The sequence below is a fragment of the Frankia sp. ACN1ag genome, assembly GCF_001414035.1.
GTDB classification, from domain to species: domain Bacteria; phylum Actinomycetota; class Actinomycetes; order Frankiales; family Frankiaceae; genus Frankia; species Frankia torreyi.
Genome location: NZ_LJPA01000034.1, coordinates 66,253 through 81,485 on the forward strand (window position 1 = coordinate 66,253; position 15,233 = coordinate 81,485).

The 15,233-nt window shown below is 70.9% G+C and carries 15 protein-coding genes and 4 pseudogenes; 17 read left to right on the forward strand and 2 right to left on the reverse strand.

All coding sequences use genetic code 11. The features are described from left to right. Positions 1-13 precede the first annotated feature (13 nt). The 17 genes and pseudogenes from prfA (at position 14) to UK82_RS24920 (ending at position 14,130) form a co-directional block, all read left to right on the forward strand. Positions 14-1,084 (forward strand): peptide chain release factor 1, encoded by a 1,071-nt coding sequence (gene prfA / locus UK82_RS24850; RefSeq protein ID WP_044885380.1) that lies wholly within the window; start codon positions 14-16, stop codon positions 1,082-1,084. After that, entirely contained in the window at positions 1,081-2,085 is a 1,005-nt protein-coding gene (prmC, locus tag UK82_RS24855; protein WP_055409671.1) for a peptide chain release factor N(5)-glutamine methyltransferase, read from the forward strand. The genes prfA and prmC overlap by 4 nt, the downstream gene beginning before the upstream one ends. Continuing rightward, positions 2,085-2,735, forward strand: coding sequence for an L-threonylcarbamoyladenylate synthase (locus UK82_RS24860; RefSeq protein WP_055409691.1), 651 nt, complete (start codon positions 2,085-2,087; stop codon positions 2,733-2,735). The genes prmC and UK82_RS24860 overlap by 1 nt, the downstream gene beginning before the upstream one ends. A gap of 104 nt (positions 2,736-2,839) precedes the next feature. Continuing rightward, positions 2,840-3,753 (forward strand): serine hydroxymethyltransferase (gene glyA, locus UK82_RS24865; protein WP_236706399.1); only part of this gene is annotated, 914 nt, incomplete at its 3' end. A gap of 1 nt (position 3,754) precedes the next feature. Then, a pseudogene (locus tag UK82_RS39980) lies at positions 3,755-4,096 on the forward strand (serine hydroxymethyltransferase); the annotation flags it as partial. A 210-nt stretch (positions 4,097-4,306) separates the two neighbouring features. Next, positions 4,307-5,355: pseudogene (locus UK82_RS24870) on the forward strand (MraY family glycosyltransferase); the annotation flags it as partial. Then, on the forward strand, positions 5,352-5,789 hold the full coding sequence (locus tag UK82_RS24875; RefSeq protein WP_044885384.1) for a hypothetical protein: 438 nt from the start codon (positions 5,352-5,354) through the stop codon (positions 5,787-5,789). The pseudogene UK82_RS24870 and the gene UK82_RS24875, both read left to right, overlap by 4 nt. Before the next feature lie 200 nt (positions 5,790-5,989). Next, complete coding sequence (locus tag UK82_RS34445) at positions 5,990-6,124, forward strand: hypothetical protein (protein WP_011606998.1); 135 nt, start codon at positions 5,990-5,992, stop codon at positions 6,122-6,124. A gap of 721 nt (positions 6,125-6,845) precedes the next feature. Next, positions 6,846-7,715, forward strand: coding sequence for a F0F1 ATP synthase subunit A (gene atpB, locus UK82_RS24885; protein WP_011606996.1), 870 nt, complete (start codon positions 6,846-6,848; stop codon positions 7,713-7,715). Positions 7,716-7,780: 65 nt separating this feature from the next. After that, positions 7,781-8,023 (forward strand): ATP synthase subunit C, encoded by a 243-nt coding sequence (locus UK82_RS24890; RefSeq protein WP_009742208.1) that lies wholly within the window; start codon positions 7,781-7,783, stop codon positions 8,021-8,023. 15 nt (positions 8,024-8,038) lie between these two features. Beyond that, a complete protein-coding gene (locus UK82_RS24895) occupies positions 8,039-8,632 on the forward strand; it encodes a F0F1 ATP synthase subunit B (RefSeq protein WP_044885385.1) in 594 nt (197 codons plus the stop codon). A 2-nt stretch (positions 8,633-8,634) separates the two neighbouring features. Then, a complete protein-coding gene (locus UK82_RS24900; protein ID WP_044885386.1) occupies positions 8,635-9,468 on the forward strand; it encodes a F0F1 ATP synthase subunit delta in 834 nt (277 codons plus the stop codon). A gap of 75 nt (positions 9,469-9,543) precedes the next feature. Next, positions 9,544-11,202: a F0F1 ATP synthase subunit alpha gene (gene atpA / locus UK82_RS24905; RefSeq protein WP_044885387.1), complete on the forward strand. Its 1,659-nt coding sequence runs from the start codon at positions 9,544-9,546 to the stop codon at positions 11,200-11,202. A 3-nt stretch (positions 11,203-11,205) separates the two neighbouring features. Continuing rightward, entirely contained in the window at positions 11,206-12,102 is an 897-nt protein-coding gene (locus UK82_RS24910) for a F0F1 ATP synthase subunit gamma (RefSeq protein ID WP_044885388.1), read from the forward strand. A gap of 331 nt (positions 12,103-12,433) precedes the next feature. Next, positions 12,434-13,268, forward strand: a pseudogene (locus UK82_RS39985) (F0F1 ATP synthase subunit beta); the annotation flags it as partial. A gap of 1 nt (position 13,269) precedes the next feature. Continuing rightward, a pseudogene (locus UK82_RS39990) lies at positions 13,270-13,873 on the forward strand (F0F1 ATP synthase subunit beta); the annotation flags it as partial. Beyond that, positions 13,873-14,130 (forward strand): F0F1 ATP synthase subunit epsilon, encoded by a 258-nt coding sequence (locus UK82_RS24920; protein ID WP_044885390.1) that lies wholly within the window; start codon positions 13,873-13,875, stop codon positions 14,128-14,130. The pseudogene UK82_RS39990 and the gene UK82_RS24920, both read left to right, overlap by 1 nt. A gap of 175 nt (positions 14,131-14,305) precedes the next feature. Here the strand turns inward: UK82_RS24920 and UK82_RS24925 are convergent, their stop codons facing one another. Next, positions 14,306-14,611, reverse strand: coding sequence for a type II toxin-antitoxin system PemK/MazF family toxin (locus UK82_RS24925; protein ID WP_313949835.1), 306 nt, complete (start codon positions 14,609-14,611; stop codon positions 14,306-14,308). Then, complete coding sequence (locus UK82_RS24930) at positions 14,581-14,832, reverse strand: hypothetical protein (protein ID WP_236706400.1); 252 nt, start codon at positions 14,830-14,832, stop codon at positions 14,581-14,583. Before UK82_RS24930 ends, UK82_RS24925 begins: the two co-directional genes overlap by 31 nt. Between the last annotated feature and the right edge of the window lie 401 nt (positions 14,833-15,233).

A 15,233-nucleotide genomic window follows, 5' to 3' on the forward strand; every position in this document is an offset into this window, starting at 1 on the left:
AAGAGGAAACACCATGACGTCCCCGCTCGACGGCCTCGTCGCGGAGCACGCCGAGATCGAGGGGCAGCTCGCCGATCCGGCGGTGCACAACGACCCCGCGAAGGCCCGTGCCCTGAGCCGCCGCTACGCGCAGCTCGCCCCGGTCGTCGATCTGGCCCGGGAGCTCGAGCGGGTGGAGGGCGACCTCGCCGCCGCCCGCGAGCTCGCCGCGGAGGACACGTCGTTCCGCGGGGAGGTCAACGATCTCGACGCCGAACTGGCCGGGCTCAACGAGCGGCTGCGCGCCTACCTGGTCCCGGTCGATCCCGACGACGCCCGGGACGCCATCCTGGAGGTCAAGGCCGGCGCGGGCGGCGAGGAGTCGGCCCTGTTCGCCGGCGACCTGCTGCGGATGTACCTGCGCTACGCGGAACGCCGCGGCTGGAAGACCGAGATCCTCGACGCCAACCCGTCCGATCTCGGCGGCTACCGCGACGTCAGCGTGGCGGTGAAGGCCCGTGGCTCGGCGCCCGGCGACGGCGTGTACGGCCGCCTGCGGTTCGAGGGCGGGGTGCACCGCGTCCAGCGGGTGCCGGTGACGGAGTCCGCCGGGCGCATCCACACCTCCGCAGCCGGGGTGCTGGTGCTTCCCGAGGCGGAGGAGGTCGACGTCGAGATCGACCCGAACGACCTGCGCATCGACGTGTTCCGCTCGTCCGGACCCGGTGGGCAGAGCGTGAACACCACCGACTCGGCGGTCCGGATCACGCACGTCCCGACCGGTCTGGTGGTGTCCTGCCAGAACGAGAAGAGCCAGCTGCAGAACAAGGAGTCCGCGCTGCGGATCCTGCGCGCCCGGCTGCTCGGCGTCGCCCGGGAGAAGGCCGAGTCGGAGGCGTCGATGGCGCGCGCCAGCCAGGTTCGCACCGTGGACCGCTCGGAGCGGGTGCGTACCTACAACTTCGCCGAGAACCGGATCAGCGATCACCGGGTCGGATACAAGGCGCACAACCTCGACCAGGTGCTCGACGGCGAGCTCGACGAGGTGCTGGACGCGCTCGCCGCCGCCGATCTGGAGGCCCGGTTGGCCGCCCAGGCGTCATGACCGGCCTGTCGGTGACCCGCGGGCCCGCCGTGACGCTCGCGGCCTGGCTCGCGCGGGCCACCGAACGGCTGCGGTCGGCCGGGGTCGCCAGCCCCCGCGCCGACGCCGAGCAGTTGGCCGCGCACGCCCTGGGGATCTCCCGGGCCCGGCTGGCACTCGTCGACGAGCTGCCCCCGCCGGCCGTCGAGCGCCTCGACGAGCTCGTGGGCCGGCGTGCCCGGCGTGAGCCGCTGCAGCACCTGACCGGCCTCGCCGGGTTCCGCTATCTCGACCTCGCCGTCGGCCCCGGGGTGTTCGTCCCCCGGCCGGAGACGGAGTCGGTCGTCGGATGGGCCCTCGCCGCGCTGCCCTCGGCGCCCGCGGTGACCTTGGCGTCCGTGGTGACCTCGGCGTCCGTGGTGACCTCGGTGTCCGCAGCGTCAGCGTCTGCGGCGCCGGACGGCCCGGTGTGTGTGGACCTGTGCGCGGGGTCCGGGGCGATCGCGCTGTCCCTGGCCGCGGAGGTGCCCGGCGCCCGGGTGCACGCCGTGGAGGTGGATCCCGCGGCGCTGGGCTGGCTGCGGCGTAACGTTGCGGCGAGCGGACTTCCGGTCACGGTGCACGAGGCCGACATCACCGCCGCGCCCACCGCGTCGCTTGCCCGGCTCGCCGGGTCGGTCGACCTGGTCGTCAGCAATCCGCCGTATCTTCCGGATGCCGACCGCGACGAGGTGGAGCCCGAGGTGGGCGAGCATGATCCGCCCCGGGCGCTGTGGGGCGGTGCGGACGGCCTCGACGTGGTGCGCGCCGTCGTCGCGTTGGCGGCCCGGCTGCTGCGCCCCGGGGGCCTGCTCGTCGTCGAACACGCCGATGGTCACGGTGTCGCCGCACCGGGTCTGCTGCGGGCCGACGGGCGGTGGGCGGAGGTGGCCGACCATCCCGACCTGGCCGGGCGGGACCGGTTCGTCAGCGGCCGGCGCCGGGCCGGCGCCGGGGAGCGAGCGACAGGGGAGGAGGGGTGATGCAGCGCTTCGACTGTTCCGACGAGGCCGAGCGGGCCCGTGGGCTGGATGCGGCGGTCGCCGCCGTGGGTCGCGGCGGGCTGGTGGTGCTGCCCACCGACACGCTGTACGGCCTGGGGGCCGACGCGTTCGACCGGGACGCGGTGGCCGCGTTGCTGGCCGCCAAGGGGCGCGGGCGCAACATGCCCGTCCCGGTCCTGGTCGGCTCCTGGCGGACCCTGGACGGGCTCATCGACCGCAAGACCCCGCAGGTGAAGGATCTGATCTCGGCGTTCTGGCCGGGCGGGCTGACGCTCGTGGTCCGGCACGCGGCGTCGCTGCGCTGGGATCTCGGCGAGGGCCGGGGCACCGTGGCGGTGCGCATGCCGCTGCACCCGGTGGCGATCGAGCTGCTGGGCCGCACGGGTCCGATGGCCGTCTCCAGTGCGAACATCAGCGGCCAGCCGCCGGCGACCACGGTGGACGAGGCGGTCGACCAGCTCGGCGGTGCCGCCGAGGTGTATCTCGACGGCGGCCCGTGCCCGGCGGCCGTGCCCTCGACCATCGTCGACTGCACCGGCGAGGTGCCGGTCGTCGTTCGCAGCGGCGCCGTCGGCCTCGACGCGTTGCGCGAGGTCCTGCCCCTCGTGCGGGAACCCGCCGGCCGTTGAGTCGGTCCTGACCCGGTCCTGGCCCGGCCCGAGTGGAGGGCCGTGCCGGCGCGGAGGACCATTGGTCCCGATCGGGCGGCACGAGCGCAGAAGGTAGGTACGCCATGAGCACCCCGTTCTGGGGCCCGGACTTCGACCAGCTCGCCGACACGGACCCGGACATCGCCGGGGTGGTGCTCGACGAGCTGGCTCGGCTGCGCGGGGGCCTGCAGCTCATCGCGAGCGAGAACCTCACCTCGCCCGCGGTGCTCGCGGCGTTGGGCTCGACGCTGTCGAACAAGTACGCCGAGGGCTATCCCGGCCGGCGTTACTACGGCGGCTGCCAGGTGGTCGACCGGGCCGAGGAGATCGGCATCGCCAGGGCGAAGGAGCTCTTCGGCGCCGAGCACGCCAACCTGCAGCCCCATTCGGGCGCGTCGGCGAACTTCGCCGTGTACGCGGCGCTGCTGACCCCGGGTGACACGGTGCTGGCGATGTCGCTGCCGCACGGCGGTCACCTCACCCACGGCAGCAAGGTGAACTTCTCCGGGAAGTGGTTCGACGTCGTCGCCTACGGCGTGCGCGAGGATACCGAGCTCATCGACTACGACCAGGTACGCGACCTCGCCCGCCAGCACCGCCCCAAGATGATCATCTGTGGGGCGACGGCCTACCCGCGCCTGATCGACTTCGCCGCCTTCCGATCCATCGCCGACGAGGTCGGCTCGTGGCTGATGGTGGACGCGGCCCACTTCATCGGGCTGGTCGCGGGCGGCGCGATCCCCAGCCCGGTGCCGTACGCCGACGTCGTCAGCTTCACCACGCACAAGGTTCTGCGCGGCCCCCGCGGCGGCATGATCCTCGCCCGCGAGGAGCTGGCCGGGCGCATCGACAAGGCGGTGTTCCCGTTCAGCCAGGGTGGACCGCTGATGCACGCGGTGGCGGCGAAGGCCGTCGCGCTACGGGAGGCGGCCACCCCCGCCTACGCCCAGTACGCTCGCCAGGTGGTGGCCAACGCGCAGGTGCTGGCCGAGGGCCTNGCCGCCGAGGGCATCCGGCCGGTCGCCGGGGGCACCGATACCCACCTCGCGCTGCTCGACCTGCGCGAGCTCGGGGTCAGCGGCCGCGACGCCGAGGCCCGCTGCGACGCCGCCGGCATCACCCTGAACAAGAACGCGATCCCCTACGACCCGCAGCCGCCCGCGATCTCCTCCGGGATCCGGGTCGGCACGCCGGCGGTCACCACCCAGGGAATGGGGGAGGGCGAGATGAAGGAGATCGCCGCCCTGATCGCCCGGGCGGTGCGTGATCCCGCCGCCGCCGCGGACATCGCCGCGGGCGTCGCCACGCTCGTCGAACGGTACCCCGCGTACCCGCGGTAGCCGCCGCGGGCCGTTCCGAGTTCCACCTCAGCGTTCCACCTCAGCGTTCCACGACAGCGTTTCATCACAGCGTTTCATCACAGCGTTTCCATGACAGCTTCTCCATCACAGCGTTCCACCACATCCGGGTCGGCAGTGGGAGATACCCGACGGTGCGCGAGTACCTGCTCGTCTTCGTGGTCTCGGCGGCGGTGACATTCCTCGCCACGNCGCTGGCCCGGACCTTCGCCATGCGCATCGGCGCCGTCGCCGGGGTGCGCGACCGCGACGTCCACGCGATCCCGACGCCCCGACTCGGCGGCCTGGCGATGCTCGCCGGTCTCTATGCCGGCCTGGAGGTGGCCGACCGGCTGCCGTTCCTGTCGGTGGTGTCCCAGGACTGGTCGGAGACGCGGGCGGTGCTCATCGCCGGCACGCTGATCTGCCTGCTCGGGGTCGCCGACGACCGGTGGGAGCTGGACTCGCTGACCAAGCTCGCCGGCCAGGTCGCCGCCGCCGGCATCATGGTGCTGCTCGGCGTCCAGTGGTCGTTCGCCATCGACCGCAACAGCGAGACCACGTTGAGCCTCGGGCCGGAGACCGCCGTCCCGCTGTCGATCCTCGCCACCGTCCTGCTGATCAACGCGATGAACTTCATCGACGGGCTCGACGGGCTCGCCGCCGGGGTCGCGGCGATCGCGTCGCTGGCGACCTTCTACTTCGCCTACGAGATCGCGGTGATCGACGGCTTCTACCGGGCATCGCCCGCGGCCCTGCTCGCCGCGGTCACCGCCGGGGTGTGCGTCGGGTTCCTGCCGCACAACTTCAATCCGGCCCGGCTGTTCATGGGCGACTCCGGCTCCATGCTGATCGGCCTGCTGTCCGCCGCCTCGATGATCTCCGTTACCGGGCAGGTCGCCTACGGGGGTTACGCTGGACCCTCGCGGTCGTATCCGTCGCTGATCCCGCTGGCGATTCCCGTGGCCGTCCTCGCTGTTCCCTTCCTCGACCTCGGGCTGGCGGTCATCCGGCGGACGCGGGCGGGACGGTCGCCGTTCGCGGCCGACAAGATGCATCTCCACCACCGGATGCTGGAGATCGGCAATTCGCACGTGAGGGCGGTTCTGTTCATGTATTTCTGGGCGGCTCTGGTCGGGTTCGGCGGTGTCGCCGCGTCGTTCTCCGCCTCCCCCCTGCCGATTCTCGTCGCCACCGTCGGGGTCGGGCTCGCGGCGCTGCTCGCGCTGCTGGTCCGCACGCAGAAGTCGGCACGCGCGTGATCGTGCCGGCGGCCCGGGTGATCCGACTCGGCCTGCTGCTCACTCTCGCGCTCGCAGTGCCCGCCGTGGCGATCTCCGCGGGGCTGCGCGGGGGGACCGGCGCGCTGAGCGTGGTGCTGGGGCTCGTGATCGTCGTCGCGTTCTTCACCATCAGCAAGCTGGCGGTGGGCGCGGTCGCGCGCCGGGCGCCGCACCTGCTGCTGCCGGCGGCCCTCGGCACCTACGCGCTGAAGATCGCGGTGCTCGGGGTGGTGCTGCTGGGGCTCCAGGACAGCTCGGCGCTCGACCTGCCGTCCTTCGCCTGGTCGATCTTCGGCGGCGTCTTCGCCTGGATGGGCGCCGAACTCTGGGTCGCGACCCACACCCGGGTGCCCTTTTTCGACCCGGATCGCCCCGGCGCCTGGGACGCCGCGCGGCGGCCGCCGACGCGATGAGCGACCGGAGCGACCGGAACCCCGGAAGCGACCGGAACCCCGGGGCCGCCAGCGGCGGCGCACGGCGGGGCGGGCCCGAGGGTGGGCCACCCGAAAGTGCCGGTGCCCCGCGCGCGTCCGGTCGTCCGCCCCGGCAGCGCGCCCGGGGCGGGCAGCATCCCGGCGAGGCGTGGAACGTCTTCGGAACTCTGATCGCCGGGATGGCGTTCTGGGGACTGGTGGGCTTTGGTGCCGACCGGCTGTTCGGCTTTCGGGCGCTGTTCCTGCCCATCGGCCTCGCGGTCGGCATGGGGGCCGCCATGTACCTGGTCATCTACCGGCTGACTCAGCGCTAGCCGGTTGGTCGGGGGCCGTTCGCCCCTTTTTGCTGGAGTTGGTGGGGACGTTCCGGTCGTCCCGTTCGTTGCATCCCGATGGTCCCGGCCGTCCCGTTCCGAATGGACCGGGGCGTTCGCGCCCGTGGACCTGTCTATCCGACCATTCCCGGCTGTTCCATGGGTGCGGCCGGTCCGATTCGCCGCGATCTCACCGGTCATCGGGAAAACTCGCGGCGACCGCGCACCGGTCCCACCGGCGCAACCATGACCTGCCAGGTCATCGACGTCGCGGGCGAAATAGGCAAGAGTGGGCGCAAGCGGCGGACCGCCGGGAGGGAGTGGCGAGATGACCGCAACCCGTGCACGTCCCGGCACCATGCCGAGCGACGGCCCGCGGGCGGGCGTCAGCGCGAACTGGACGTCATGAGGTGGTCACGCAATGTGGAATCGTCATCAACGGAGCGAAACCTCCGGACAACGCGCACATGAGCCAGGGTGAACCTCGAAGCGAGTTGGTGCCTGTGGCGCGCCGGTGTGGATAGTATCGCGGGCAACAGGACGTCGGCCTGCCGACACCCACCAGGGCCTGGGCTTGTCGAGGTGTCCCTCGAAGCGCTGCCGCCGGTTGGCTGCGGGTCGTTCTTCGGTGTGAGCGTGTCGTGCGAACCCGGTAGGGTGGGGGCAATCTGCCGCCGGCACGGCAACCTCGCTGAGCCGTGGACGCGTTACTTAATCGATCATGGAGGTGTTTGTCGTGCCGGTCCTCGCTGATGAGGGCTTCGAAGGCCCCACGAAGGAGGTCTTCCAGACTCCGCACTGGTTCGATGTCGGGATCGGCTCGGTCAATCTCTACCTCAACAAGGCCACCGCGCTCACGATCTTCGCCGCGCTGTTCGTCGGCGTGATCTTCTGGCTGGGTTTCCGTCGAGCTAAAATCATACCTCGCGGGATCCAGAACCTGTGCGAGTCCGCATACGACTTCGTCGATCTGCAGATCGCTCGCGGGGTCATCGGGGAGAAGGGCGCGCGCTACACGCCCTACCTGCTGGTCCTGTTCAGCTTCGTGCTGGTCAGCAACGTCCTCGCGATCATCCCGGCGGCCCAGTTCCCGGCGACCTCGCGCATCGCGGTCCCGATGGTCCTCGCCGTCGTCACCTGGGTGATGTTCATCTACGCGGGCATCAAGTCCAACGGCGCCGGCGCGTACTTCAAAGAGATGATCGACCCGGCGCCCACCGCGCCGCTGGCGATCCGCCTGCTGCTGGGCCCGATCGAGATCCTGTCGACACTGATCGTCCGGCCGTTCACGCTGGCCATCCGACTGTTCGCGAACATGTTCGCCGGTCACCTCCTGCTGCTGGTCTTCTCGCTGGGCGCGGACTACCTGCTGCCCAAGCCGCCCTTCGTATTCGGCGTCGCGTCCCTGCTCGTGGCGATCGTCCTCACGGCGTTCGAGCTCGTCATCGATGCCCTCCAGGCGTACATCATCACCATCCTCACCGCCGCCTACATCGGCGGAGCGATGGCGCACGGAGAGCACGAGGTTGCTCCGTCCGAGGAACTCGCCGAGCACGCCCCGGTGGGCGTGCCGGCAGCGGCGCACGCCTAGTTCTGAACAACTCCCCCCAGCACCGGCCGAGTCCCGGTGCCCGACTGAATAGGAAAAGCACCGTAATGGACCCCTCGATCGTTCTCGCCTCCAAGGACGCCGTGACCGGGAGCCTCGGCGCCGTGGCCTACGGTCTGGCCGCCATCGGCCCGGGTATCGGTATCGGTCTCATCTTCGGTCTCGGCGTCCAGGCGATCGCCCGGCAGCCCGAGGCGGAGCAGGTCGCCTTCCGGTACATGCTGATCGGCTTCGCCCTCGCCGAGGCGCTCGCGCTTATCGGCTTCGTCGTTCCCTTCGTCTTCCCGTAAACCGGCGACGCGACCATGAGCGCATCAGCCGCCATCCTTCTCGCCGCGAGCGAGAGCGGGCACTCCGACGAGAACGTTCTCATCCCGCCGCTGAGCGAACTGCTCATCGGCACCCTGGCCTTCGGGCTGCTGGTGGCCTTCTTCTTCTGGAAGATCCGCCCGCAGATCGCGAAGACCTACGCGCTGCGCACCGAGCGCATCGAGGGCGGGATCGCCCGCGCCGAGTCCGCGCAGCGCGAGGCGCAGGCGTTGCTGGAGCAGTACCGGGCGCAGCTCACCGAGGCCCGGGCCGAGGCCGCGCGCATCCGGGACGATGCGCACACCGAGGGCCGGCAGATCGTCGAGGAGCTCCGCGCGTCCGCGCAGCGGGAGATCGCCGACATCAAGGAGCGCGCCGACGCTCAGCTCGCGGCCGACCGGGCGCAGATCGTGGCCCAGGTCCGTCGGGAGGTCGGCGTGATCGCGATCGATCTCGCGTCGAAGATCGTCGGCTACCAGGTGGAGAGCACCGCCACCCAGGCCCGGCTCGTCGACGACTTCATCGCCGCCCTGGACAACTCGGCCGAGGGTGCGGGCAGCACTCCCGCGCCGGTGGGGTCGGGAGGCTGACGGTGGAGGGAGCCAGCAGGCACGGGCTCGCCACCGCGCGGGCGACCCTCGACGAGGCCACGGCGACGCCGCCGGGCGCCACCGTCACCTCGGTGGATGCCAGTCGGGTCGCCGACGATCTGCGGGCCGTCGCCGACCTGCTCCATCGGGAGCCGACCGTGCGCCGCGCGCTGACCGACCCGGGAGCGCCCCCGACGGCGCGCACCGAGCTCGCGGCCAGGCTGCTCGGCCGCCAGCTCGACGCGGTGAGCCTGCGGATCGTGCAGACCGCGGTCTCGGCGCGCTGGTCCCGGCCGGTCGACCTGCAGTACGCGCTGCTTGAACTGAGCGTCGAGGCCCTGCTGGTCGAGGCGGAGCGGGACGGCGCGCTGGAGGAGGTCGAGGACGAGCTGTTCCGGTTCGCCCGGATCCTCGGCCAGCACCCGCAGCTCGCCCTGGCGCTGACCGACCCGGCCGCGCCGGCGTCGGTGAAGAACGCGCTGCTGGCCCGGCTGCTGTCCGGTCGGGCCCACCCGGTCACCCTGCGGTTGGCCCAGCAGGCCGCGGCCGACCGGATCCACGGTGACGTCGAGCGTCGCCTGGCCGACTTCAGCCGGATCGCCGCGGCCCGCCGGGGTCGGGTCGTCGCGATCGTGCGCACGGCGGTGCCGTTGACCGACGAGGTCATCGCCCGCCTGGGCGCGGCGATCAGCCGGTACTTCGGCCGCCAGATCCAACTTCAGGTCGATCTCGATCCCGAGCTCCTCGGCGGGATCGTGGTGAAGGTCGGCGACGAGGTGGTCGACGGCAGCGTGCTACGCCGCCTGGCCGCCGCGCGCCGGGCGCTGCTTCGATAGCCGGGTGGCGGTCATGACCATGGCGGCGCCCAGGCGACCTGCCCTGCCAGCGATGAACGACGAAGGACGTAAGCGATGACTGAGCTCTCCATCCGGCCGGAGGAGATCCGCGACGCCCTACGGGAGTACGTCGACTCCTTCCAGGCCACCTCCGCCGGCCGGGAGGAGGTCGGCCGGGTCGTCGTCACCGGTGACGGCATCGCCCGGGTCGAGGGTCTCCCGCACACGATGACCAACGAGCTGCTGGAGTTCTCCGGCGGCGTGCTGGGCCTCGCGCTGAACCTCGAGATCGGCGAGATCGGCACCGTCATCCTGGGCGAGGCCGAGCACATCGAGGAGGGGCAGGAGGTCCGCCGCACCGGCGAGATCCTCGCTGTCCCCGTCGGTGACGGCTTCCTCGGGCGGGTCGTCGACCCGCTCGGCCGGCCGATCGACGGCCTCGGCGAGATCCAGGCCGAGGGCTCCCGGGCCCTCGAACTGCAGGCGCCGACGGTCGTCCAGCGCCAGCCGGTCAAGGAGCCGCTGCAGACGGGCATCAAGGCGATCGACGCCATGACCGCCATCGGCCGCGGCCAGCGCCAGCTCATCATCGGTGACCGGCAGACCGGCAAGACGACGGTGGCCATCGACACGATCATCAACCAGCGGGACAACTGGGCCTCCGGCGATCCGTCGAAGCAGGTCAAGTGCGTCTACGTGGCGATCGGCCAGAAGAAGTCGACCATCCGCGAGGTGGTGAACACCCTGGAGGAGGCCGGCGCGCTGGCCTACACCACGGTGGTCGCCGCCCCCGCCGACGAGCCGGCCGGCTTCAAGTACATCGCGCCGTACGCGGGTTCCGCGATCGCCCAGCACTGGATGTACAACGGCCAGCACGCGCTGATCGTCTTCGATGACCTGTCCAAGCAGGCCGAGGCGTACCGGGCGATCTCGCTGCTGCTGCGCCGCCCGCCGGGCCGCGAGGCGTACCCCGGCGACGTGTTCTACTTGCACTCCCGCCTGCTGGAGCGCTGCGCGAAGCTCTCCGACGAGCTCGGCGGCGGGTCGCTGACCGGGCTGCCGATCATCGAGACGAAGGCCAGCGACATCTCGGCCTACATCCCGACGAACGTCATCTCGATCACCGACGGCCAGATCTTCCTGGAGTCGGACCTGTTCAACCAGGGCGTCCGCCCCGCCATCAACGTCGGCACCTCGGTGTCCCGCGTCGGCGGCAGCGCGCAGACCAAGGCGATGAAGTCCGTCGCCGGCCGGCTGCGCCTGGACCTCGCCCAGTACCGCGAGCTGGAGGCGTTCTCCGCGTTCGGCTCGGACCTGGACAAGGCCTCGCGTGACCAGCTCGCCCGGGGCGCGCGCCTCGTCGAGCTGCTCAAGCAGCCGCAGAACCAGCCGTACCCGATCGAGCGGCAGGTCGTGTCGATCTGGGCCGGCACCACCGGCAAGGTCGACGACGTGCCGGTGGCCGACGTCCGGCGGTTCGAGACGGAGTTCCTGGACTACGTGGGCCGGTCCCACCGTGGGATCTACGACGCCATCCTCGGCTCCGGCAAGCTCGGCGACGACACGATCCAGGAGCTGAACTCGGCGATCGCCGCGTTCAAGAACCAGTTCACGCTGTCCGACGGGAAGCCGCTGGTCAACGAGCCCGCCGCCAGCCCGCTCGACCCCGGTGCGGTCCGTCAGGAGTCCATCCCGGTTCACCGGGCTCCGGCACGCGCCAACGACGAGGGCTGATCCGTGGCGGGGCAGCTTCGCGAGTACCGGCGGCGCATCCGCTCGGTGCAGTCGACGAAGAAGATCACCAGGGCGATGGAGCTGATCGCGGCCTCCCGGATCGCCAAGGCCCGGGCACGGGTCGCCGCGGCCCGCCCCTACGCCGAGGAGATCACCCGGGTGATCGAGGCGGTGGCGTCGCAGACGACGATCAGCCACCCGCTGACCACCGAGCGACCCCAGCCCGCCCGGGCCGCGGTCGTGGTGATCACCAGTGACCGTGGGCTGGCCGGCGGCTACAGCTCGAACGCGCTGCGGCGCACCAACGAGCTCATCGAGCTGTTGCGCCTGGAGGGCAAGGAGCCGGAGCTGCACGTCATCGGCCGCAAGGGAGTGGGCTACTACCGCTTCCGTGGCCGGGCGATGAGCGGCGAGTACACCGGCTTCTCCGAGCAGCCGTCCTACGCCGACGCCAAGTCGGTCGCGGACGCGCTGATCGCCTCGTTCGTCGCCGCCCCCGAGGACGGTGGGGTCGACGAGATCCACGTCGTCCACACCGAGTACGTCTCCGCCATCGCGCAGAACCCGGTCGCGCGCCGGCTGCTGCCGATGGTGCTGACCGAGACCGATGAGCCACCGGCCGGCGGTCCGCTGCCCCAGTACGAGTTCGAGCCGTCCGCGGAGGCGGTCCTCGACGCGCTGCTGCCCCGGTACGTCGAGAGCCGCCTGTACGCGGCGATGCTCGAGTCGGCGGCGTCGGAGTCGGCGGCGCGGCAGCGGGCGATGAAGTCCGCGACCGACAACGCCGAGGACCTCATCCGCAGCTACTCCCGGCAGGCCAACCGGGCCCGGCAGGACGCGATCACCCAGGAGATCTCCGAGATCGTCGGCGGCGCCAACGCCCTGGCTTCGGCCTCCTGACGTGGACCGGCGGCGCACGATTCGGCGAGGACATCCGCCATGTCGTCGCGTCGCCGGACACATTGGGTGACACTGGTGCGTGGGGCATCACCGAAGGGTGGGGCGTCCTCACGCGGGAGGGCGCATCGTCGAGGTGAGACACCTTCGGGGGACGAGCACCCACCTCACCTCGAGTGCCCGGGCGAGACGACACCGACTGACCACAACGTAGAAGTACGGCGCCGACGGACGGCGGGCGGGGACGCGCCCACCATGCCGGCGGCGCCGGAGGTGCCAGAGAACGGCTAGCCCGAGGCTGCGGCGACGGGCAATGAGGGAAACTGAGGACGCCATGACCGTCACCACCAGCTCGCCGGCCACGGCGGAGGGCCGGACCCCGGGGATCGGCCGGGTCGCCCGAGTCATCGGACCGGTCGTCGACGTGGAGTTCGCGCCGGACGAGCTTCCCGAGATCTACCAGGCCCTCGAGGTCGACCGCACGATCGGCGGCGAGACGCTGACGCTGACGCTGGAGGTCGCCCAGCACATCGGCGACAACACGGTGCGCGCCATCTCCATGCAGCAGACCGACGGTCTGGTCCGCGGCGCCGCCGTGCGGGACACCGGCGCCCCGATCTCCGTGCCCGTCGGCGACGCGACCAAGGGCCACGTGTTCAACGTGCTCGGCACCCCGCTCGACGTCGAGAAGGTCGACGCCGAGACGCGGTGGTCGATCCACCGGCAGGCGCCGGCGTTCGACCAGCTCGAGTCCAAGACCGAGATGTTCACCACCGGCATCAAGGTCATCGACCTCCTCGCCCCGTACGTGCGTGGCGGGAAGATCGGCCTGTTCGGCGGTGCCGGCGTCGGCAAGACCGTCATCATCCAGGAGATGATCCGCCGCGTCGCCAAGGAGTTCGGTGGCGTGTCGGTGTTCGCCGGAGTCGGCGAGCGCACCCGTGAGGGCAACGACCTGTTCCTGGAGATGACCGAGGCCGGCGTCATCGAGGACACCGCGCTGGTGTTCGGCCAGATGGACGAGCCGCCCGGCACCCGGCTGCGGGTGGCGCTGGGCGCGCTGACCATGGCCGAGTACTTCCGGGACGTCCAGAAGCAGGACGTGCTGCTGTTCATCGACAACATCTTCCGGTTCACCCAGGCCGGCTCCGAGGTTTCCACCCTGCTCGNCCGGATGCCGTCCGCCGTGGGGTACCAGCCGACGCTCGCTGACGAGATGGGTGTGCTCCAGGAGCGCATCACCTCGACCCGCGGCCACTCGATCACCTCGCTGCAGGCCATCTACGTGCCCGCGGACGACCTGACCGACCCGGCGCCGGCGACGACGTTCACCCACCTCGACGCCCAGACGGTGCTCGACCGGTCCATCTCCGACCTGGGCATCTACCCGGCGGTGAGCCCGCTCGACTCGAACTCCCGGATCCTCGACGCCCGCTACCTGGGCCAGGAGCACTACGACACGGCCCGCGAGGTGCAGCGGATCCTGCAGCGTTACAAGGACCTGCAGGACATCATCGCCATCCTCGGCATCGACGAGCTCTCCGAAGAGGACAAGATCCTCGTCAACCGGGCCCGGCGGATCCAGCGGTTCCTGTCGCAGCCGTTCTTCGTCGCGGAGCAGTTCACCAACATTCCCGGCAAGTTCGTCCCGCTCGACGAGACCATCGACTCGTTCAAGCGGCTCTCCCAGGGCGACTACGACCACCTGCCCGAGCAGGCGTTCTTCATGTGCGGTGGCATCGAGGACGCGGAGAAGAACGCGGAGAACCTGTAATGCCGATCCGGGTGGCGATCGTCTCGCCCGAGCAGGAGGTGTGGTCCGGCGACGCCGACATGGTCGTCGCCCGGACCACCGAAGGTGATCTCGGCGTCCTGCCCGGCCACGTGCCGCTGCTCGGGGTGCTGGTCCCGGGCGGCACGGTGCGGGTCAAGACCGGCGGCCGGGAGATCTCGGCGCAGGTCGACGGCGGCTTCATCTCCGTCACCCACCAGGGCGTCAGCATTCTGGCCGAGACGGCCACGCTGAGCTGAGCTTTGCGGGGCCCCGCCGGGCCCCCGAACAGACCTGGCCTGGCCGGGCCGACCGAGGCAGTCACGGGCGCGTTCCCTGCGGGGGGACGCGCCCTCGCTCGTTCCCGGGATCTGCGTTCGCGGGCTCCGTGGGCCCGTCGCGGTCACATGTCCAGCAGGAACTTCAGCGCCTCGGTCATCCGGAGCAGGTGGTCGGGCCCACGACCCCGAGGCGGCGGGTGAACCGCTGCTGCGACACCGACTTGACGTCCTCGACCTTGGCAAAGCTCGTCTGGTGCAGTCCCGTGCCGCCGGGCGCGAGCTCGACGTGGGAGGGCAGACCCCGCCGGGTCCTGGTGACGGGGACAACGATGGACAGGCCCGCGCGGCTGCGGTTGAGCCGATCCGCGGACACGACCATCACTGGCCGGCGCAGCCCCTGTTCGTGGCCGATCGGCTCGCCGAAGTCAACTATCCATACCTCGCTGCGGCGAGGTGAGATCGCTCCAGCCCGTCCCGCAGGGCCGGCGACTCGGCCGACCGCTCGGCCTCAATGGCGTCCCAGCCGTCCGGATCGTCGGCGAGCTGCTCGTAGCCCTGCTCGAAGCCGCGCCAGAACAGCTCGCGCTCGTAGGCCTCGACGGCCTCGTCGATGATGGTCTGCATCTGCTGGTTGGTGGACGCCGCCAAGGCCGCGACCCGCTGCCGCGTCCTCTCGCTCACGCGCACCGTTGTACTCATGATCGCCAGTCTACCAAGCTTCGGTGAGAGGGCTTCCGCCTTTAGTCGGGAGGTGAATCGCCGTGTATTCGGGTAGAATTACAGCCATGCCCCGGTCGGTTCACGTCGCCCGTCTGTACCCGGATTCGGGTCAGGCAGGGAAACTGGACGGGCAGGGTCATGCGGCGCGGGGGTTGTGGAATCTGCTACACGAATGGCACACGACGTGCCGCGAGCATCGCCGTCCCATGCTCGCCGTGGCCGAGGTTGATCGGCAGATGCGGGAAGCGCGGAAGAATCTACCGGAAGGCTTCGAGTGGCTTTCCGTGCTGCCTGCGCAGGCAGGCCAGCAGGTGTTGAAGCAGTATCAGACCGCGTGGAAACGCTGCTATTCGGGGTTGGCT